This window comes from Planosporangium spinosum, assembly GCF_049999945.1.
GTDB lineage: Bacteria > Actinomycetota > Actinomycetes > Mycobacteriales > Micromonosporaceae > Planosporangium > Planosporangium spinosum.
The window spans coordinates 161,962-182,063 of the sequence record NZ_JBLYUB010000014.1 but is presented as its reverse complement, the minus strand read 5'-3'; the positions used below and the strand labels follow the sequence as shown (position 1 = coordinate 182,063).

The 20,102-nt window shown below is 73.5% G+C and carries 17 protein-coding genes; 7 read left to right on the top strand and 10 right to left on the bottom strand.

Translation table 11 applies throughout. From position 1 onward, the window contains the following. Positions 1 to 25: 25 nt before the first annotated feature. Genes ACNTMW_RS19860 through ACNTMW_RS19850 form a run of 3 tightly spaced genes read right to left on the bottom strand, consistent with a single transcriptional unit; the run spans position 26 to position 3,278 of the window. A complete protein-coding gene (locus tag ACNTMW_RS19860; RefSeq protein ID WP_426635174.1) occupies positions 26 to 814 on the bottom strand; it encodes an alpha/beta fold hydrolase in 789 nt (262 codons plus the stop codon). A 2-nt stretch (positions 815 to 816) separates the two neighbouring features. Beyond that, positions 817 to 1,707 (bottom strand): SDR family oxidoreductase, encoded by an 891-nt coding sequence (locus ACNTMW_RS19855; RefSeq protein ID WP_426635173.1) that lies wholly within the window; start codon positions 1,705 to 1,707, stop codon positions 817 to 819. After that, positions 1,704 to 3,278, bottom strand: coding sequence for a flavin-containing monooxygenase (locus tag ACNTMW_RS19850; protein ID WP_426635172.1), 1,575 nt, complete (start codon positions 3,276 to 3,278; stop codon positions 1,704 to 1,706). Before ACNTMW_RS19850 ends, ACNTMW_RS19855 begins: the two co-directional genes overlap by 4 nt. 179 nt (positions 3,279 to 3,457) lie before the next feature. On the opposite strand from ACNTMW_RS19850, the gene ACNTMW_RS19845 reads away from it, so the two are divergent. Continuing rightward, a complete protein-coding gene (locus ACNTMW_RS19845; protein ID WP_426635171.1) occupies positions 3,458 to 4,102 on the top strand; it encodes a TetR/AcrR family transcriptional regulator in 645 nt (214 codons plus the stop codon). 91 nt (positions 4,103 to 4,193) lie between these two features. After that, positions 4,194 to 4,499 carry a hypothetical protein gene (locus ACNTMW_RS19840; protein WP_426635195.1) on the top strand — a complete coding sequence of 102 codons (306 nt, stop codon included), beginning with the start codon at positions 4,194 to 4,196 and terminating at the stop codon, positions 4,497 to 4,499. 58 nt (positions 4,500 to 4,557) lie between these two features. On the opposite strand, the gene ACNTMW_RS19835 is transcribed toward ACNTMW_RS19840, so the two are convergent. Continuing rightward, positions 4,558 to 5,097: a DUF488 domain-containing protein gene (locus ACNTMW_RS19835; RefSeq protein ID WP_426635170.1), complete on the bottom strand. Its 540-nt coding sequence runs from the start codon at positions 5,095 to 5,097 to the stop codon at positions 4,558 to 4,560. Positions 5,098 to 5,258: 161 nt separating this feature from the next. Here ACNTMW_RS19835 and ACNTMW_RS19830 point away from each other — a divergent pair, with 161 nt between their 5' ends. The 3 genes from ACNTMW_RS19830 (at position 5,259) to ACNTMW_RS19820 (ending at position 8,711) form a co-directional block, all read left to right on the top strand. After that, positions 5,259 to 6,044 (top strand): polysaccharide deacetylase family protein, encoded by a 786-nt coding sequence (locus ACNTMW_RS19830; RefSeq protein ID WP_426635169.1) that lies wholly within the window; start codon positions 5,259 to 5,261, stop codon positions 6,042 to 6,044. Next, entirely contained in the window at positions 6,044 to 7,330 is a 1,287-nt protein-coding gene (locus ACNTMW_RS19825) for a YVTN family beta-propeller repeat protein (protein ID WP_426635168.1), read from the top strand. The genes ACNTMW_RS19830 and ACNTMW_RS19825 overlap by 1 nt, the downstream gene beginning before the upstream one ends. Positions 7,331 to 7,490: 160 nt before the next feature. After that, positions 7,491 to 8,711, top strand: coding sequence for a M20 metallopeptidase family protein (locus tag ACNTMW_RS19820; RefSeq protein WP_426635167.1), 1,221 nt, complete (start codon positions 7,491 to 7,493; stop codon positions 8,709 to 8,711). 51 nt (positions 8,712 to 8,762) lie between these two features. On the opposite strand, the gene ACNTMW_RS19815 is transcribed toward ACNTMW_RS19820, so the two are convergent. The 3 genes from ACNTMW_RS19815 to ACNTMW_RS19805 all read right to left on the bottom strand — a co-directional run bounded on the left by ACNTMW_RS19815 (position 8,763) and on the right by ACNTMW_RS19805 (position 14,401). Beyond that, a complete protein-coding gene (locus ACNTMW_RS19815) occupies positions 8,763 to 9,686 on the bottom strand; it encodes a ferredoxin (RefSeq protein WP_426635166.1) in 924 nt (307 codons plus the stop codon). A gap of 128 nt (positions 9,687 to 9,814) precedes the next feature. Next, the gene (locus tag ACNTMW_RS19810) at positions 9,815 to 11,113 is read right to left on the bottom strand and encodes a GDSL-type esterase/lipase family protein (RefSeq protein WP_426635164.1); all 1,299 of its coding nucleotides are present in this window, start codon (positions 11,111 to 11,113) and stop codon (positions 9,815 to 9,817) included. 51 nt (positions 11,114 to 11,164) lie between these two features. Beyond that, positions 11,165 to 14,401: an amidohydrolase family protein gene (locus ACNTMW_RS19805; RefSeq protein WP_426635163.1), complete on the bottom strand. Its 3,237-nt coding sequence runs from the start codon at positions 14,399 to 14,401 to the stop codon at positions 11,165 to 11,167. Between the two features lie 258 nt (positions 14,402 to 14,659). Here ACNTMW_RS19805 and ACNTMW_RS19800 point away from each other — a divergent pair, with 258 nt between their 5' ends. Both ACNTMW_RS19800 and ACNTMW_RS19795 read left to right on the top strand, forming a co-directional pair. Continuing rightward, a complete protein-coding gene (locus ACNTMW_RS19800) occupies positions 14,660 to 15,175 on the top strand; it encodes a nitroreductase family protein (protein ID WP_426635162.1) in 516 nt (171 codons plus the stop codon). Between the two features lie 159 nt (positions 15,176 to 15,334). Next, a complete protein-coding gene (locus ACNTMW_RS19795) occupies positions 15,335 to 16,321 on the top strand; it encodes a malate dehydrogenase (protein WP_426635161.1) in 987 nt (328 codons plus the stop codon). Positions 16,322 to 16,394: 73 nt separating this feature from the next. Here ACNTMW_RS19795 and ACNTMW_RS19790 read toward each other — a convergent pair whose 3' ends face one another. Genes ACNTMW_RS19790 through pdhA form a run of 3 tightly spaced genes read right to left on the bottom strand, consistent with a single transcriptional unit; the run spans position 16,395 to position 19,953 of the window. Further along, positions 16,395 to 17,786, bottom strand: coding sequence for a dihydrolipoamide acetyltransferase family protein (locus tag ACNTMW_RS19790; RefSeq protein ID WP_426635194.1), 1,392 nt, complete (start codon positions 17,784 to 17,786; stop codon positions 16,395 to 16,397). Next, positions 17,771 to 18,781, bottom strand: a complete 1,011-nt coding sequence (locus tag ACNTMW_RS19785) for an alpha-ketoacid dehydrogenase subunit beta (RefSeq protein WP_426635160.1) — start codon at positions 18,779 to 18,781, stop codon at positions 17,771 to 17,773. Before ACNTMW_RS19785 ends, ACNTMW_RS19790 begins: the two co-directional genes overlap by 16 nt. Continuing rightward, on the bottom strand, positions 18,781 to 19,953 hold the full coding sequence (gene pdhA / locus ACNTMW_RS19780) for a pyruvate dehydrogenase (acetyl-transferring) E1 component subunit alpha (RefSeq protein WP_426635159.1): 1,173 nt from the start codon (positions 19,951 to 19,953) through the stop codon (positions 18,781 to 18,783). Before pdhA ends, ACNTMW_RS19785 begins: the two co-directional genes overlap by 1 nt. Positions 19,954 to 20,102: the final 149 nt, after the last annotated feature.

Sequence of the window (20,102 nt, the reverse complement as noted above, 5' to 3'; positions counted from 1 at the left end):
CGGCACGCTGCCGCCGATCGCGCGGTCAGCCGGCGGCGCCGGTGGTGGCCAGGATGACCGACACCACCCGGTCCGGGTCGTCGTGCATCGGTACGTGCCCGCAGCCGGTCAGGTCGACGTGCCGGGCGTCGGGCAGCAGCCGGCGCGCCAGGGCCGCCTGCCGGTAGGGCAGGATGCGGTCGCGGGTACCCCAGGCGATCGTGACCGGAACGGTCGGCGCGCCCTGGAAGGCGTACCGCAGGCCGTTGCGGGCGACCGTCTCGAACGCGCGGGCGTTGCGCAGCGCCAGCGAGTCGGCCAGGGCCGCCTCGGCGGTGATCCGCCGGGGCCGGGCCATCAGCATGCCGAACGACACCGCCCGCAGCGCCTCGACGGCGAGCACCCGGCGGATGACCGGCTCGGGCAGGTACGCCGCGGCCCGGTGGAACCGCAGCACGTTGACCGCCCAGCGGAGCTGACCGGAGGTGCAGAAACCGGCCGGCGACAGCGCGGTCGCCGACGCCGCCTGCCCGGCCGCGGCCAGTTCCAGGGCGATGGCGCCACCGAGGCTGTTGCCGGCCACGTGCGGTCGCCCCAGCCCCAGCCGGTCGAAGAACGCGGCGATGCCGGCGACCAGTACCGGCATGCCCTGCGGCAGTTGGCCCGGTGGCAGCGGCGACCGGCCGAAGCCGGGCAGGTCCACGGCGATCACGTCGTGGACGGTCGCCAGCCTGTCCAGCACCGGCTCCCAGGCCCGCCAGTGATGGCCGATGCCATGCAGCAGGACCAGCGGCTCACCCGCGCCGCGCCGCTCGTACACCAGCTCCAGGTCCACGCTCAACTCTCCTTGGCGTCGGTGGTACGCGCCGGTACGTGCGCGCCGAAGGACCGGCCCAGCCGCCGTACCTGCTCCTCCATCTGTGGTACGGAGTGGCGGGCGGTGCGCCCGATCACGGCGTCGGCGAGCGGGCCGGTGGTGAGGGTCCGCAGCGCCTGCACCAGCCCGACCGCGCGGGGCACGTACACCTTGCGGCGGCGCCGCCCGATCGCGTCGACGAACGCGGCGGCGCACGCCTCGACCGAGGTGTCCGACCGCAGCGGCCAGGGTAGCTTCGCCCGCGCCTCGCGGAACGCCGGCAGGTCGTCCTTCGCGTCGCGGACCAGGTCGGTGTCGATCCAGCCGGGGTGGGCGGTGCCGACGGCGACGCCCCGGTGCGCCAACTCCAGCCGGATGGCGTTGCCGAACTGCTCGACGCCGGCTTTGGAGGCGCAGTACGCCGCCATGCCGGGCAGCACGGTGAACGCGGCGGCGGACGACACCAGCAGGAAGTACCCGCGGCTGGCGATGACATGTTCGACGGTGGCCCCGACGGTGCGCATCACCCCGAGCAGGTTCACGTCGACGGTCCGGATCATGCCCTCGATGCCGCCGACCGCGATCGTGCCCCGGTTGGCGATGCCGGCGTTGGCGACCACGACGTCGATGCGCCCGAGGGCCGCCACGGTGTCGCGGGCGGCCCGGTCCAGGGCGGCCTGGTCGGTGACGTCGCACTCGTACCATACATGTTGTTTCCCCAGCTCCGCGGCGAGCGCGGCGAGGCGCTCGGGCTCCAGGCCGACGAGCGCGAGCCGGGCACCGCGCGCGGCGGCGAGCCGGGCGGTGTGCTCACCGATCCCGCGCGCCGCGCCGGTGACCAGAACGACCGTGCCCTGCAACGACCGGGTCATCGCCCCTCCTCCACGGTCTGTTCCGCCCCGCTGCGGGCGGCCACGGGATGTCTCGGCACCGGCCGGTAGGCGGCCGGGTCGAACCGGCGTGTGCGCAGCCAGTACGACCAGGTGTAGCCCGGCCACAGGGTCGAGTTGCGGCCGGTCGCGTCGAGGTACCAGCTCTTGCAGCCGCCGCTGGTCCACACCGTGCCCCGCATCCGCCGGTCGACGTCGGCGACGAAGGCCGCCTGCGCCTCGGGCGCCGGCTCGATCGCGGCGACCCCGGCACGGTCGAGGTGGCGCAGCGCGCCCAGCAGGTACCGGATCTGGCATTCGATCATGAACACCACCGAGCTGTGCCCGAGGCCGGTGTTCGGGCCGAGCAACAGGAACAGGTTCGGGAAGCCGGCCACCGTGATGCCCTGGTGTGCCCGCATGCTGCCGGCCCACACCTGTTCCAGGGTGCGCCCGTCCCGGCCCCGCAGGTGCGCGGCGATGGGCGGGTCGGTGACGTGGAACCCGGTACCGAAGATGATGGTGTCCACCTCGTGCCGGATGCCGTCGCGGGTGACGATGCCGTCCGGGCGCACCTCGGCGATGCCGGCGGTGACCACGTCGACGTTGTCGCGGGTCAGGGCCGGGTAGTAGTCGTTGGACAGCAGGACCCGCTTGCAGCCCATGGTGTAGTCCGGGCTGAGGGTGGCGCGCAGCGCCGGGTCGGCGACCGACCGGCGCAGGTGCCGGTGGGCCACCCGCTGCCCCGCCACCCGCATGAGGGTCGGGTTCAGGAATCCGGTGGCCATGACGGTCTCGCGCGCGAGATAGATCCCGGCCCGCACCGCCCGCTGCACCGGTGGGAACGCCCGGAACAGCCGCTTCTCCGCCTCGCCGATGGCGCGGTCGGCGCGCGGCATGATCCACGGCGGGGTGCGCTGGAACAGGTGCAGCCGGGCCACCGTCGGCGCGATCTCCGGGACGAACTGGATGGCCGAGGCGCCGGTACCGATCACCGCCACCCGCCGCCCGGCCAGGTCGAGGTCGTGGTTCCAGCGCGCGGAGTGGAAGACCTCACCGCCGAACGTGGAAAGGCCCGGCAGGTCCGGTATCGACGGCTCGGCGAGCGGTCCGCCGGCGGCGACCAACACGTCCGCGCTGTACTCGCCCTGCGACGTCCCGATCAGCCAGTGTCCGGCCGCGGCGTCCCACCGCGCGCCGGTCACCTCGTGCCGCAGTCGCAGGTGCGGGCCGATGCCGTACCGGGTGACGCAGCCGCGCAGGTACTCCCAGATCTCCGGCTGGCCGGAGAAGCTGCGTGACCAGCGCGGGTTAGGCGCGAACGACAGCGAGTACAGGTGCGACGGCACGTCGCAGGCGCAGCCCGGGTACGTGTTGTCGCGCCAGGTACCGCCGACGTCGGCGCCCCGGTCGAACACCACGAAGTCGTGGTAGCCGGACTGCTTGAGCCGGATCGCCGTACCGATGCCGCCGAATCCGGCACCGACGACGGCGACCCGGTGGTGTACCGGCTCGTGGCGTACCGGCTCGTGGTCCACCGGCTCGTGGCGTACCGGTTCGCCGTTACCGCTCACGGTTTGCGCTCCATTGATCGCCGCCCATGTGGTACCGACCGGTACCACGATGACCGGAAGTTACCATCGGGTAAGGGGCGCGGGGAAGACCTCCGGGCACGGCTCCCACCGGCGCGGTAGCATCCGCCTACCGAGGGCCGCGACGCGCTCTCTCATCGGCAACCGGGCAGGCGGAGGCGTTGGCCAGCACAGCTCGAGCCGCCGCGCAGGTGCGGGCGGACCTCATCGGAGGGCTCGCCGCCGCCGTCTCCGAGAAGGGGTACGCGGCGAGCACCATCGCCGACATCGTGGCCCACGCGCGGGTCTCCAAGCGGACCTTCTACGAGCACTTCGCCGACAAGGAAGAGTGCCTCATGGCGCTCTACGGCGACTCCTGCGACCAGCTCGTCGCGGTACTGCGGCGCGCGGCCGGCGACCGCGACCAGCCGTGGCGGGAACGGGTGCGCGCCGGCGTGCGCGCCTACCTGTCGACGATGGAGGCGCTGCCGGCGGCCTACCGCACGCTGCTGGTGGAGATGCAGGCGGCCGGGCCCCGCGCGTACCGGCTGCGCCAGGAGAAGCAGCGGCGGTTCGCCGAGACCCTCGTCGCGCTCGTCGAGGAGGGCCGGCCGGCCAACCCGGAGATCCCGGCGCTGTCCCCGGCGATGGCCGTCGCCCTGGTCGGCGGGCTCAACGAACTCCTGCTCCAGGCCCTCGACCCGTACGCGGGCGCCGACACCCCGGCGGCCACGCCGGCCGACCTGGGCGACACGGTCGCCCACCTGGTGACCGCCGTGCTGACCTACCGCCCCGACCGTCCGGACAGCCCCGGCACAGTGCGCTGAACTGTAGAAGGCACGGCGCACTGAACTGTAGAAACGGTCCCGTACCCTGGACCGCGTGACACACCGACTCCGGCCCGCCCGCCGGGCCGCCATGCTGGCGGCCGGGACCCTGCTCGGCCTCGCCCTGCTGACCGGCTGCGGCTCCGAGGGCACCGACACCAGCTGCGGCCTGGACGCCTGCACCGTCACCTTCGACCGTGGCGTGGACGCGAGCGCCAAGGTCCTGGGCGTCGAAGCGAAGCTGGTGGCCACCAACGGCAACACGGTGACCGTCGAGGTCGCCGGCGAGCAACTCCAGCTCGCCGTCGGCCAGCCGGCCGTTGACGCGGGAGCGTTCTCGGTCTCGCTGGACAGCCTCACCGACAGCGCGGCCGTCGTCCGCATCGCCCGGAACTAGACCGCCCGACGACCACGCCCAGCCCGGATCAACCCAGCCCGGTTCAACCCAGCCCGGATCAACCCAGCCCGGGCAGGGTGTCGGGCTGATCGAACACCGGCCAGCCGTCCGGGCCGGGGCGCATCGTCGGGTGGTACCGGTGCGCCTCACGCCGGCCGGCGTCGAGCAGGTGGACGACCGTCGCGCCACGCAGCGCCGCCGCGTCGGCGACCAGCATCCGGTGACAGTGCGCCCAGTACGTCTCCGCGCACATGATCGCCGGCCGCGCGGTGGCCGCGCGTGCCACCAGCGCGTCCAGGGCCTCCCGGAACTCCGCGGTGTCCATGTGGTCGGCGTACCCGGCGAAGGACGCGTTCCGCAGCGCGGTGTGCCGCGACCCCTCGCGGCGCCTCCGGCGACCGCCGAGCGCGGCGCCCTGCCACTCGTACCCGATGCCGCCCTCGCGCAGTGCCGCGTCGAGTGCCTCCCGGCCGAACTGCGGATGGCGGCGTGAGCCCGGATACCGCCGGATGTCGACGACGGTGTCCACCGAAGCGGCGCGCAGCAGCGCGGTGAAGGCGTCGATCGACCGTGCGCCGTGTCCGACGGTGAAGAGCACGCCTCACAGCGTACGGAGGGCGCGCGGCCGGGCGGTCGGCGCTGGCCCGCTCGCGGTCCCGTCGGCGTGCTGTGCCGCGTCCTGGCCGGCCACCGTGGAACGGTGACGTCCACCCGCGTGTCGGGGTTACGCCCGGCACGACCGGGGAAGGCCCGCCCGACATGCGGCCCGACACCCCGGCTTCCCCCCTCGACGGTCCACACCGTCCGATCCACCGCCGGGCGTTGCTCCTCGCGGCCACGGCCACCGCCGGCGCGGCCGTCACCGGTGGGTGCGCCGCCGAGAGCCGCTGGGTGGCCGGCCGCGCCGGACCGACCGGCCAGCCGGCGGCCTCGCCGACCGGCGCGACCGTCCCCGAGGTCCGGCACGGACCGCGCGACCGCCCCGCCGTCGCGTTGACCTTCCACGGCGCGGGCGAGCCCGCCCAGGCCCGCGCCCTGCTCGACGAGGTGGAACGCGGGGGCGCCCGGGTCACCGTACTGGCGGTGGGCAGTTGGCTCGCCGCAGCTCCCGACCTGGCCCGGCGCATCCTCGACGGCGGCCACGAACTGGGTAACCACACCCAGAACCACCTTATGCTCACCGAGCTGGACGCGGCGGAGGTGTTCACCGAGATCGACGCCTGCGCCGGTGTGCTCAGGCGGCTGACCGGCTCCATCGGCCGGTGGTTCCGGCCGAGCGCGACACAGTACGCCACCGATGTCATCCGGGCGCAGGCCGCGCGGGCCGGGTACCCCGTCTGCCTGTCCTACGACCTGGACTCGCTCGACCACACCGACCCCGAGCCGGCGGAGGTGGTCCGCGCCGTCGCCGGCCCGGTCGGCAACGGGTCGATCGTGAGCATGCACCTCGGCCACGCCGCGACGGTCGCCGCCATCCCCGAGATCCTGGATCGGCTCCGCCAGCGCGGCCTGCGACCCGTCACGATGACGGAACTGGTGGGCTGATGTTCCTCCTACCCACGGCCCGGGCCGGGCACCGCCGGGCGACGATCCAGGCCGGCTGCCGCCGGCTGTGCGCCGCCGCGGTCGCCACCGTCCTGGCGGCCGTCGTCGCCGTCCTGGCCGCCTGCTCGACACCGGGCGACGAACGTCCGGACGCCCGTACCACCCGCTCCGCCGCGGACACACCGGCGCCGATCGCCGGCTCGCCGACCGCGACTCCCTCGTCCGCGCGGGCGAGACCGGCCGCGAACGCACCGCTGCCCGGTATGCCGCCGCCGTTGGACCCGGCTGACCTGTACGCCGCCGACCGCCCGAACGCCCTGGCGGACAAGGTGCGCACGCACCTGTACCGGGTGTACGTGCCCAACAACACGGCCGACACCCTGTCGGTCATCGACCCCACCACCTACAAGGTGATCGGGACCTTCCCGCTGCCGCACAGCCCGGAGCACGTGGTGCCGACGTGGGACCTAAGCAGGCTGCTGGTCAACAGCGACACCGCGCCGGGTGAGGCGCTCACCCCGATCGACCCGACCACCGGCACGGTCGGCACCCCGGTACCGGTCGACGACCCGTACAACCTCTACTTCACCCCGGACGGCAGGTACGGGGTGGTCATGGCGGAGCTGCGACGCCAGATCCACTTCATCGACCCCACGACGTTCGCGCTGCGCGACAACGTGGACGTCGACTGTGAAGGGGTCAACCATGCCGACTTCTCCCCCGACGGGCGCTACTTCATCGCCAGTTGCGAGTTCTCCGGCGACCTGCTGAAGGTCGACACCGTGACACACCGGGTCGTCAAGAAGCTGCACCTGCCGCACCCCGGCGCCGGGCCACAGGACGTGAAGATCGCCCCGGACGGCCGGACCTGGTACGTCGCCGACATGCACGCGAACGGGGTGTGGGTCCTCGACGGCGGCGCGTTCACCACCCCGACCCTGCTGCCCACCGGCGCCGGCGCGCACGGGCTCTACGTCAGCCGGGACTCCAGGTACATGTACATCACCAACCGGGACGAGGGGTCGGTCTCGCTGCTGGAGTTCGCGACCGGCAGGCTCACGACCACGTGGCGGATCCCCGGCGGCGGCAGCCCGGACATGGGCGGCCTCTCCCCCGACGGCAAGGTGCTGTGGCTGTCCGGCCGCTACCACGGCGAGGTGTACGCGCTCGACACCACCGACGGCCACCTCATCGCGAGGATCCCCACCGGCGCCGGCCCGCACGGCCTGTGCGTGTGGCCGCAGCCCGGCCGGTACTCGCTGGGCCACACCGGCATCCTGCGGTGAACCGCACCGTCTCCATCCACGGTGAACCCGCACCGTCTCCACCCGGGGCGGACCACGCCGTCCGTGATCTTCGCGAACCGTACCCGGCTGCGTTACCCTGCGCAGCACCGGCCGGCGCTGACTCGAACGCCGCCGGGGTGAGTGCACGGAGGGGACACGGATGGCGCTGCACGAGAACGCCCGGGCGATGCGGCCCGACCTGGCCGACCTGGCCGACCTGGCCGACCTGCGCCGGGCCCTGCACCGGGAGCCGGAGATCGGCCTGCACCTGCCGCGGACCCAGGCGAAACTGCTCGACGCGCTGCGCGGCCTGCCCCTGGAGATCAGCACCGGCCGATCGCTGAGCTCGGTGACGGCGGTGCTGCGCGGCGGCGCGCCGGGCCCGACCGTCCTGCTGCGGGCCGACATGGACGCGCTGCCGGTCACCGAGCTGTCCGGCGAGCCGTACGCCTCGGTGATCGACGGCGCGATGCACGCCTGCGGCCACGACCTGCACATGGCGATGCTGGTCGGCGCGGCGCGGCTGCTCTCCGGCGTACGCGACCGGCTCGCCGGGAACGTCGTCTTCATGTTCCAGCCGGCCGAGGAGGGCCCGGGCGGCGCCGATCGCATGATCGAGGAGGGGGTGCTGGAAGCCTCCGGTACCCGGCCGATCGCCGCCTACGGCCTGCACGTCAGCGCGTCGCGGCAGCCGTACGGGACCTTCACCACCCGGCCCGGCCCGCTGATGGCGTCGGTGGACACGCTGCGCGTGGTGGTCACCGGCGCCGGCGGCCACGGCTCGCGGCCGCAGTACGCCAGGGACCCGATCCCCGCGACCTGCGAGATGGTCCTCGCGCTACAGACCTACGTCACGCGTACCCACGACATCTTCGACCCGGTCGTGGTGACGGTGGGCAGCCTGCACGCGGGCACGGTGGACAACGTGATCCCGGCGCAGGCGCGGTTCGAGGCGACGATCCGGTCGTTCTCGCCACAGGCCCGGGAGCGGGTCTGCCGGGGCGTGACCGACGTCGTCACGGGCATCGCGCAGGCGCACGGCCTGGATGTCGACGTGTGGATCGGGGACGGGTACCCGGTGACCGTCAACGACGAGGGCGAGACCCGGTTCGTGGCGGACACGATCGGCGAACTGTTCGGCGCGTCGCGCTTCGACTGGATGGCTCATCCGGAGCCGGGCGCCGAGGACTTCTCCTACATCCTGGAGCGGGTCCCGGGCACGTTCGTCTTCCTCAGCGCCTGCCCGCCCGAGCTCGACCCGGCCACGGCGGCGCCCAACCACTCGCCCGAGGCGCGCTTCGACGACGGCGTACTGCCCGACGGCGCCGCTGTCCTCGCCGAGCTGGCCGTACGCCGCCTGGCGCGGGCCGCCCGGAACTGAAAACGGCGGCGCGGTCACGGCCGCGCCGCCGTCGTCAGGACCGATTCCCGGCTAACGGCGGCGCAGTTCGGTCACCGTGGCCAGCGGCTCGTCCGCGCCGCGCGACCTCCCACCTTCGCCGCGCGACCTCCCGCCTTCGCCGCGCGACCTCCCGCCTTCGCCGCGCGATCCGGCGACCTCGCCGCGCGCCCCGGCGGACGTGCCGGGGCCGGTGACCCCCATCGAGATCGCCCGCGCCGGGCAGACCCGGGCCGCCCGGACCGCCGCGTCGATCTGGTCGTCGCCGGACACCGCCATCCGGTAGCTGAGCCGGCCGTCCTCGCGCAGTTCGAACACGTCCGGCGCCTCCCGCTCGCAGTAGCCGAACCGCTCGCACCGGCCCGGGTCGACGTGTACCTCGACCTGCCGGTCGGCGTCGGACCGGGTGCCGTGCGCGGCCGCGTCCCGGCGCCGCCAGCGGGCCACGGCCAACCACAGCACCACGGTGCTCGCCCACAGCGCGACGACCGGGATCTTCACGTAGGGCGGGTCGGTGTCCGAGCCGGCGAACAGCACGTGACCGGCCATGAGCGTGAAGGACGCGTATGCCAGCGAGTGCAGCATCCGCCAGCGGCGGTAGCCCAGCGCGCGTTGCACCGGCACCGAGATGAGCAGCGCGGTCATCAGCTCGGTCGCCAACACGCCGAGGCCGATCCCGATCGGGTCGTGCCCGTTGACGAAGGGGACGAACACGTCGACGAGGAAGACCGTGCCGACCGGGTTGGCCAGCTGGGTGAAGGCGTGCCCCCAGCCCAGCGTCATCGCGACCAGCGCCAGCGTCATGTGCACGGCGTAGACGTTGGCGTACGTGAAGCGGGTCATCGCCCAGCCGCGGCCCAGCAGCGCTCCCCAGCACACCGTCGCCCACAGCAGCAGGTAGGACAGGAAGCCCGCGCTCGCCGCGACAAGGTGGACGCTGTCCGCCGCGTTCCGCACCCCGATCGCCTCCGTCCGATACGCCGTCGCCCGATGTGCCTGTTACCGGCCTGCGGTGAATGCCCCAACGTCCACCCGGGGCCGGCACCCTGCATCTTCCCAGCGGGACCGCTGCCGCGCAGCACCCTCTATCCGGCCAAACCAGGCACGCTGTCCTTGTTACCGGCGCGCGCCGGCAGCCCGAACACGGTCAGCGGGATGGAGTCGCCGAGCACCCGGTCGCCGGCCGCGTTCGGGTGGTAGCAGTCTGCCCGCCACTGCTGACGGATCACGGTCGGGTCGGCCGGATCGCGCAGGACCGCGTCGAAGTCGACCACCGCGTCGAACGTCCGCGAGGTACGGATCCACCGGTTGACGGTCAGCCGGGTCTGCTCCTTCGCGCTGCCGGCGGCGTTGCACATCGGCAGGATGGTGGCGCCGACCATCTTCTTCCCGGCCCGGTGCACCCGCGCGGCCACCTCCCGCATCGCCTCGATGACCTGGTCGGGCGGCGCGGACGGCGCGTAGTCGCCGCCGCCGATGTCGTTGGTCCCCTCCAGCAGGAACACGTACCGCACGCCCGGCACCGACAGCACGTCCCGGTCCAGCCGCAGCGGGGCGGGCGGGCCGCAGCACTGGTTCGTCGGGTCGTACGGGTTGGGCTGGACGCTCACCGTGTTGCCGCTGATCCCGGCGTTGGCCACGGACAGCGGCGCGTCGCCGGGAAGGGCGTCGATACGAGCGGCGAGGACGTCGGTCCAGCGCGGGCCGCCACCGACGGCCTGGTACCCGTCGGTGATGGAATCGCCGAGGGTGACGATCGTCCCGCGCGCCGGTGACGTCCCGGTGACCGCGTCGACCCACCACAGCGTGCCGGGGCGGAACGCGCCGAAGGCCGTGCCGCCGGAGTCGGCCGTCGCGTCGCCGGGGCCGGTCGACAGGAACGAGCCGGGCGGGTCGGTGTCCGGCGGCGGGAAGGTGTGGTCGCTGACCGGCGCGCCGGGGGCGTACACGCTGACGGCGACGTGGTCACCGAACCGTACCCGCAGCGGGGCCGGGTCGCTCCACACGCTGGCGCCGGGTGCGATCGTCACCCCGCGCCGGTGCCCGAACGTGAGGGTCCGGACGCTGCCGCGGGCGAGCGCGGGGCGGTCGGTGGCCGGTTGCCGCCCGACCGTCGCCGCCCGTACGGTCACGGCGGTGTCCGCGAACGGATTGGACAGCCGTACCCGCAGGTTGTCGCCCGGGGCGGTGACGGTGAGGACGTTGCGGACGGTGGCGTCGGGCGCGGTGCCGTGCACGCCGCCGAGCGCCGATTCGGTCAGGGTGACCTGGGATCCGGAGTATCCGTCGCGGCCGGCCGCGTGGGCCGGTGCCGGCCCGAGCGGGCCGGCGGCCAGCAGCACCGAGACGACGGCCAGCGCGGCGGATCGGGTTACCTTCTTCAATTGGTCTCCTCGTCGATGTCCGGGGGGGTCGGCTGCGCCCGCGCGGTGCCGCTACGCCTGCGCGCAGCAGGAGTGCCTGCTCTCGGCGACGTAGTGCGGGTCATGCCACCAGTACCTGGCGTTCGCCGGGTGGTCGGGAACGGGTTCTACGACCGTGTTCGCCACGGCGGCCAGGGCCCGCGGCTGCGCGAACGGGGCGAGCAGCTCGTCGACGGTGTGCAGCTGGCCGTTGACCATCACCTGTCGCACGTTGGCCGCCTGGGTGATGTCGTCGAGCGGGTTGCCGCCGAGGATGGCGAGGTCGGCGTACATGCCCGGGCGGATCTGGCCGAGCGGTTCGCCCAGGAACTCGCCCGGCGCCCGGGTGGCGGTGGCGAGCGCCTCGTACGGGGTGAGCCCGTACCGCACCATCGCCCGCAGGTTCATGTGGGTACTGACGGCGGTGAACGCGATCGGGGAGTCCGTACCGGTGAGCACCCGCCCACCGCCGCGCACCATGGCGACGACCTGGGCGACCTGGCGGGCGAGGTTCTCCCGGGCGACCGTCTGGTCGGTCGTCTGGGCGGCCGTGGCCGCCGCCCGCAGTGCGGCGTACTCCCATTCCGGGTAGAGCGTGGCCACCCGCCGGTCGGTGACCAGCGAGGTGTCGTCGGCGAACAGGGTGTTCGCCCCGAACAGCGTGGGCGTGCGGGCCGCCCGCGAGGCGTTGAAGACGTCGATGACGTCGCGGTACCCGGTGCCGAGCGCGGTCACCGTCCGCGAGTACCCGAACCGGTTCGTCGCGCCGATGTGCTCCATACCGTCGCTACCGAACGCGAAGGCCGGGTAGTGGTAGTGCGAGGTGGCGTGGATGCGGCGCTCGTGCGCCCACTCGACGACCCGGCGCTGCCACGCAGGCGGCAGCCGCACGTACGCCTTCATCAGGTCGTAGTCGAGGGCCGCGGCACGTTCGAGTTCGAGGTCCAGTTGCCGGGCGTCGAAGGTCGGCCGCATGAAGTTGTAGAAGATGCGGGAGCCGTCGATGGCCTCGCCGGTGCCGAAGTAGCGCGGCGCGAGGCGGGCGCCGGACTGCATCGACTCGCGGGCCTCCACCATGTGGTACGCGGGGCTGCCCGGTGACCGGGTCGTGGTGACCCCCAGCGACAGCCACAGCCGGCCCTGCCGGTCGCCGTAGCAGTAGCCCTGCATCTCCCGGTGGTGGTGCATGTCGGCCAGGCCGGGGACGACCACGCAGTCGCGGGCGTCCACGAGGCGGCCGTCACGGCCGGGGCGGTGGTCGGACACGGCGACGATCCGGTGGCCCTCGACGACGATGTCGACGTCGTCGCGCAGGCGCGGGCCGCCGCCGTCCCACAGCCGCCCGGCCCGGATCACGGTACGGCCACGGGGCCGGGCGTTGGTCCAGGTCAGTCCCACCGGCACGGTACGGGTGCGCTTCCCGTCGACCGTGACGAGGCGCAGCCGGCCGTTGTTGAGGTACAGCAGCCGGCCGGAGTCGCCGCTCCAGCTCGGCGCGTCCGTGACCTCGTGGGTGATCTGCCGGGGCGAGCCGGCGAACGTACCGTCGGGGTGGACGTCGACCACCCAGAGCACGCTCGCGACGACGAACGCCATCTTCGTACCGTCGGGCGACCAGACCGGGCCGTCGTCGCCGCGGGTCTGGATCGACCGGTGCGGCAGCGGGTCGACGTAGGTGGCCGCACCGGTACGGCGGTCGACCAGCAGGATCGTGCTCAGGCCCTCCCGGTACCGCGCCGAGTACGGCTTGACCGCCGCGAGCGCGATGACGGTGCCGTCGGCCGACCAGGTGGGGCGGCCGGGTTCGAAGGTCGCCGGGTGGACGCGCTGGACGTTCCCGGTCGCCACCTCGACGGTGTACAGCGCGCCGGTCTGGTCGAGGAAGGCCAGGTGGGAGCCGTCGGGTGACCAGGTCCCGGACACGGCGGCGGCGCCCGGCAGGTTGGTCAGCTGCCGGTCGGCACCGGTGCGCAGGTCCCGGATCCAGATGTCGAGCTTGCCGGCCCGGTCGCAGGAGTAGGACAGGTACGCCCCGTCCGGCGACCACGCGGGGTCGCTGGACCACCAGTGGTCGCGGGTGAGCGGCCGCGGCGGCTGGCCGATCCGCATCGTGTAGATGTCGCCCAGCGCCCGGAACGCCACCTGCTCGCCGTCCGGTGACAGGACCGGGCTGCCGATCCCCACGACCGGTTTCGGGGTACCCGAGTCGAAGTCACGCTGCCGCCTGCGGTACGCCGGCGTGGTGACGGTGACGCCGGCGACGAAGCCGATGGTGTGCGGCGCCGCGCCACCGTCGAGGATCCGGCGGCGGATCCGGCCGTCGGCGGTGTACACGAACTCCCGGGGCGACGGTCCGGCCGGCGACGCCCCGGACGGTCGCCACGACACCCGGAACGGGAACACCTCCTCGCCGGTGACCAGCGGCGTACCGTCGCGTCCGGGTTCGGCGCACCACAGTTCGCTGCGCCCGCTGACCAGGAGGGAGTAGACGAGGCTCCGGCCGTCGGGGGTCCAGGCGGGATTGTGGATCACCTGGCCGGCCGGCACGGTGACGGCGGTGGTACGGGTACCGGTCGCCAGGTCGACGACGTCGATGCGGGTGTTCGCGACGACGAAGGCGAGCCGGGTGCCGTCGGGCGACCACGCCGGCTCGTACTCCTCCAGCACGGTGTCGGTGACCGTGCTGACCGTGCCCGTGGCCGGGTCGAGCAGGTGGATGCCGTAGCTTCCGGCGGCCCCGCCGCCGCCCGGGCCACCGCCGGCCGGCCGGTCCGACGAGAACGCGATCCGCCTGCCGTCCGGGGCGTAGCGCGGCTCCCGGTGGTCGTAGGGGCCACTGGTCAGTTGGCGCAGCCCCGACCCGTCCGGACGGATCAGCCAGAGGTGGAACGTACCGTCTCGGTAGGACTGAAACGTGATCGTCGAACCGTCCGGCGACCACTCGGGCTGGGCGATGTCGAACAGGTCGCTGGTCAGCCGGCGCGCCGGCCCGCCGGAGGCGGGCAGCACCCACAGCACGCCCACGAGGTCGACGGCTATCGTCCTGCCGTCGGGCGACAGTTGTGCCGCGAAGTCCGTACCCTCGCTCAGCCGGACGGTCGAACCGGTCCCCGCCGCCGGGTGCGCCGCGCCGGTCCCGGCCGCCGGGTGCGCCGCGCCGGTCTCGGCCGCTGCCGCCGCTGCCGGGCCGGCGATGTCGATTCCGGCTCCCGCGAGCGCCGCCGCGCCGGCCGCGCCCGCCAGTAGGTCCCGCCGCCTGATCCCCGTCATCTGGATCCCCCCGTCCGGCACGCATTCAGTGGAATCGATCCTTACGCTCGCCGCCGTACGGGGCGAAGTGGCACCGTGGCGATGAGCGACCAGCGGGCGGGCCAGTGCGACGAGCGGCCGATTTCACACGGTGAGCGGATCTGTACCCACCGCACTGCCCACCTTCACCGCGCCTCCCGTTGCCGCCGCACCACCCGGTGGCGCCGCACCACCCGTTGCCGGTGAGCGCCGGTCGGCGGACGGGACGAGGATGGGAAAATGGAGACGTGGGACACAATTAGGGCGCGGCGCGACGTCCGGGCGTTCGCCGACCGGCCGGTACCGGCCACCGACCTCGACCGGATCCTGGAGGCCGGCCGGCGGGCGCCCAGCTCGCAGAACTGGCAGCCCTGGGACTTCGTCGTGGTCACCGACCGCCAGCAACTGGTGGACCTGTCGGGGGTGTGGCGCGGCGCCGGGCACGTCGCGACGTCGGCCGCCACGATCGCGCTCGTGGCGCCCGTACCGGCCGACGACCGGCACCGTGACCAGGAACACTACGACCTGGGCCAGGCGACGATGAGCATGATGATCGCCGCCACGGACCTCGGCCTCGGCACCGGGCACACCGTCGTCGAGGACCAGCAACTCGCCCGTGGACTCCTCGGCTTCCCGCCGGACCGGTACTGCCCGTATCTGATCCCCGTCGGCTATCCGGCCGACCGCCCGCTCCGGCCGATCGAGCGGCCCGACCGGCGCCCCTTCGACGAGGTGGTCCACCGCGGCCGCTGGTAGCCGTCCCGGTGGCCGGTCCGGGTGCCGGCCCGGTCCGTCGACCGTCCCGGCACCCGGTGTTATCCGCCTCACCCGGTGTTATCCGAGGTGCGCCTGAAGCCGATCCAGCGGCCGGGCATACGATCGGATCACTGCACAACGACAACAAAGGAGAAGCGGATGGCTGGGCCAGCGGTCAAGGTGACGGTGACAGGGGCGGCGGGCCAGATCGGCTATGCGCTGCTGTTCCGTATCGCCTCGGGCCACCTGCTCGGCGAGGGGACGCCGGTGGCGCTGAGCCTGCTGGAGATCCCGCAGGCCATCAAGGCTGCCGAAGGCACCGCGATGGAGCTGCAGGACTGCGCGTTCCCGCTGCTGCAGAGCATCGACATCACCGACGACCCCCGGCGGGCGTTCGACGGTGTGAACGTGGCCCTCCTCGTGGGTGCCCGTCCCCGCACCAAGGGCATGGAGCGCGGCGACCTGTTGGAGGCCAACGGCGGCATCTTCAAGCCGCAGGGAGAGGCCATCAACGCCGGCGCCGCCGACGACGTACGGGTACTGGTGGTCGGCAACCCGGCCAACACCAACGCGCTGATCGCGCAGTCGCACGCGCCGGACGTGCCGGCCGAGCGGTTCACCGCGATGACCCGTCTCGACCACAACCGCGCGCTCGCGCAGCTGTCGGCGAAGCTCGACGTCCCGGTGACGGCGATCCGGAAGATGACCATCTGGGGCAACCACTCGGCGACCCAGTACCCCGACCTGTACCACGCCGAGGTCAACGGCAAGGTCGCCGCGGAGCAGGTCGAGGAGGAGTGGCTGCGCGACACGTTCATCCCGACGGTCGCCAAGCGCGGCGCGGCCATCATCGAGGCCCGCGGCGCGTCCTCGGCGGCGTCGGCGGCCGGCGCGGCCATCGACCACGTGTACACCTGGGTCAACGGCACCCCCGAGGGTGACTGGACGTCGGCGGCGGTCGTGTCCGACGGCTCCTACGGCGTCCCGGAGGGCCTGATCTCGTCCTTCCCGGTCGTGTCCCGCAACGGGCGGTACGAGATCGTCCAGGGGCTGGACATCAACGAGTTCTCGCGGGAGCGGATCGACGCCTCCGTGCGCGAGCTGGTCGAGGAGCGCGACGCCGTCAGGGCGCTCGGGCTCATCTGAGCTGACGGACCGTCTGCGGCGGCCCGCTCCCCCGCCGGGAGCGGGCCGCCGCGGCGTTTTCGGCGCGGCCGGCTCAGGTGTACGCGAGGAGCAGGGCCGGCTGCTCGATGCAGTCGGCGACATGGCGCAGGAACCCGCCCGCGGTACCGCCGTCGCAGACCCGGTGGTCGAAGGTGAGGCTCACCTCGGCAACCTTGCGTACCGCCAGCTGCCCGTCCACCACCCAGGGCTTGTCGACGATGCGGCCGATGCCCAGCAGCGCCGCCTCCGGGTGGTTGATGATCGGCGTCGAGCCGTCCACCCCGAACACGCCGTAGTTGTTGAGCGTGAACGTACCGCCGGTCATCCGGGCCGGCGGCAGCGCGCCGGCCCGCGCCTGCGCGGTCGTCTCGGCCAGGGCCACGGCCAGGTCGAGCGTGGTCATGCGCTGGGCGTCGTGGATGACGGGTACGACGAGCCCGCGGTCGGTCTGCGCGGCGATCCCCAGGTTGATCCGCCGGGACTGGACGATCTCCGCACGCTCGGTGTCGACCCGCGCGTTGAGCGCCGGGTACCGCTGGAGCGCGTGGACGCAGATGCGCGCCAGCAGCGCCAGCAGGCTGACCGGGGAGCCGGGCCGGGCGGCGTTGATCGCCGCCCGGGCCTCCAGCAGCCCGGTGGCGTCGACGTCGACCCAGATGGTGACCTCGGGGATCTCGCGCCGGCTGCGGGAGAGCTTCTCCGCGATCGCCCGGCGTACCCCCGTCAACGGGATCACGACGTCGGCGCCCGGATCGCTGGTCGGCACCGGCGGCGCGGCGGACGGCACCGACGGCCCGGCCGCGGCCGGGACTGACGGCACCGCCGCGACCGCCGCCTCGACGTCGGCGCGCCGCACGACGCCGCCCGGTCCGGTACCGCGCAGGCTCGCCACGTCAACGCCGTGGTCGCGGGCCAGCCGGCGTACCAGCGGGGAGATGACCCGGGTGGCCTCCCCCGCCGCCGCGACCGGGGCCAGGGTCGCGACCGGGACCAGGGTTGCGACCGGGGCCGGAGTCGCGACCGGGGCCGGGGTACCGGCCGGCAGGACCCGCCGCCGGCGCCTGCCCGGCCGGCCGTGCCCCGTCCCGTACCCGATGAGCACGTTTCCCGATCCGGCGGACCGGCCGGTGCCGGCCCGCTCCTCCTCCCGGTACACCGCGTGCCCGCCCGGCTCCGCCGGCGCGACCGGCTCGATCGTGACCAGCGGCTGACCGACCGGCCGCACCTCGCCGGGGGCGCCGTGCAGGGCGGTCACCCGGCCGGCGTACGGGCACGGCACGTCCACGACCGCCTTGGCGGTCTCCACCTCGACCACGACCTGGTCGACGTCCACCAGGTCACCGACGGCGACCCGCCACTCGACGATCTCCGCCTCGGCGAGCCCCTCCCCCAGGTCCGGCAGCAGGAAGACCTGAGCGGTCATGGTCGTCATGCCGCCACCCACTTCGGGTCGGGCTGGTCGTCCCACTGCAGCCGGGCCACCGCGTCGAGGACCCGGTCGACGCCCGGCAGGTGGATGTGCTCCAGCTTCGGCGCCGGGTACGGGATGTCCAGGCCGGCGACCCGCAGGACCGGGGCGTGCAGCGAGTGGAAGCAGCGCTCCTGGACCCGCGCGGCGATTTCGGCGCCGACCCCGGCGAAGCCCTGGGCCTCCTGGACGACCACGCACCGGCCGGTACGCCGCACCGACGCGGTGACGGTCTCGTCGTCGAACGGCACGATGGTCCGCAGGTCGACGACCTCAAGGTCCCAGCCCTCGTCGCGGGCGGCCTCGGCCGCCTCCAGGGCCACCGGCACCGACGGCCCGTACGCGACGAGCGTGGCGTCGCGACCGGACCGGCGTACCACGGCCCGCCCGAAACCTTCCGTACGCACCGGCAGCGCCGCCTCGGCGCTGGTGAAGTACAGCTTCTTGGGCTCCATGAACACGACCGGGTCCGGGTCATCGATCGCCTCGCGCAGCAGCGAGTACGCGTCCTCGACGCATCCCGGGGTGACCACCTTCAGCCCCGGGGTGTGCGCATAGTAGGCCTCGCTGGAGTCGCAGTGGTGCTCCACGCCGCCGATGCCGCCGGCGTACGGCACCCGGATCACGATCGGCACGCTCAACGCGCCGCGGGTCCGGTTGCGGAGCTTGGCCACGTGGGAGGTGATCTGCTCGAAGGCCGGGTACGCGAACGCGTCGAACTGCATCTCGACCACCGGCCGCAGGCCGGACATCGCCATTCCGACCGCGAAGCCGACGATGCCCGATTCGGCCAGGGGGGTGTCGAAGCAGCGTCTGTCGCCGTACGTCGCCAGCAGCCCGTCGGTGATGCGGAAGACACCGCCGAGCTGGCCGACGTCCTCGCCGAACACGATCACCCGTTCGTCGGCGGCCATCGCGTCGCGCAGCGCCGCGTTGAGCGCCTTGGCCATCGTCACTGTCTCCGGCGCCATCAGACGTCCCCGTCCTCGGCCGCCGCGGCCAGTTCGGCGCGTACCTGTTCGCGCTGCTCCGCAAGCTGCGGGGTCGGCTGCGCGTACACGTGGTCGAACAGGCTGAGCGGCTCGACGACGGGCTCGGTGTTCATCCGGGTACGCAGGTCGGCCGCGAACGCCTCGGCCTCGGCCCGTACCGCCTCGACGGCCGCGTCGTCGAGCACGCCGATGCCGCGCAGGTACACCTCCAGCCGCGCGATCGGGTCGCGCCCGAGCCACGACTCGACCTCGTCCATGGTGCGGTAACGGGAGGCGTCGTCGGCGTTGGTGTGCGGTTCGAGCCGGTAGGTGTGGGCCTCGACCAGGAACGGCCCGTTGCCCGCGCGGGCGTGCTCGACCGCGTGCGTCAGCACGGCCAGCACGGCGAGCGGGTCGTTGCCGTCGACCTGCTCGCTGGCGATGCCGTACCCGACGCCCTTGTACGCCAGCGACGGCGCCGCCGTCTGCCGGGACAGCGGCACGCTGATGGCGTACCGGTTGTTCTGCACGAAGAAGACCACCGGCGCGCGGAACACGGCGGCGACGTTGACGCCTTCGTGGAAGTCGCCCTCGCTGGTCGCGCCGTCGCCGATGAACGCCAGGGCGACCGTGTCGCGCCCCTGGTACGCCTCGCCGTACGCCACCCCGGCGGCGTGGATGGTCTGGGTCGCCAGCGGCGTGCACTGCGGCGCGGTGCGCCGGGCCGCCGGGTCGTACCCGCAGTGCCAGTCGCCGCGCAGCAGGGTGAGCACCTCGACCGGGTCGATGCCCCGCGACACCAGGGCCATCGACTCCCGGTACGTCGGGAACACCCAGTCGTCCGGCCGTACCGCCATGACCGCGCCGACCTGGCACGCCTCCTGCCCGCGCGACGACGGGTACACGGCCAGCCGTCCCTGTTTGGTCAGGGCGGTCGCCTGGACGTCGAAGCGCCGGCCGACGACCATCCGCCGGTACAGCTCGCGCAGGCTCTCGGCCGGCGGCTCGGCATAGTCACGGGGCCCCTGAGCGGCGGGCAGCCGCCTGCCTGCCTCGTCGAGCAGCCGGACCGGGTCACGGCTGGGCAGCAGCGGGGCAGCCGGGTCGGGCTGCGTGGGGGTACGCCGGGCGCGCGGGGATGCCCTGCGGACCGCCTGTGGTGTGGTCGTCACGGCGAGGACCTCCTGGGACTTGTGGTGTGTTTATGCTCACGGCCACGGATGTTTACCTCAATAATCGAACGAAATCCGGGATCTTTGACCCCCAGGAGGGCAGCACGTGAGCCAAGAGCCCCACAGCACAGCCGAGTCCGGCTCCGGCC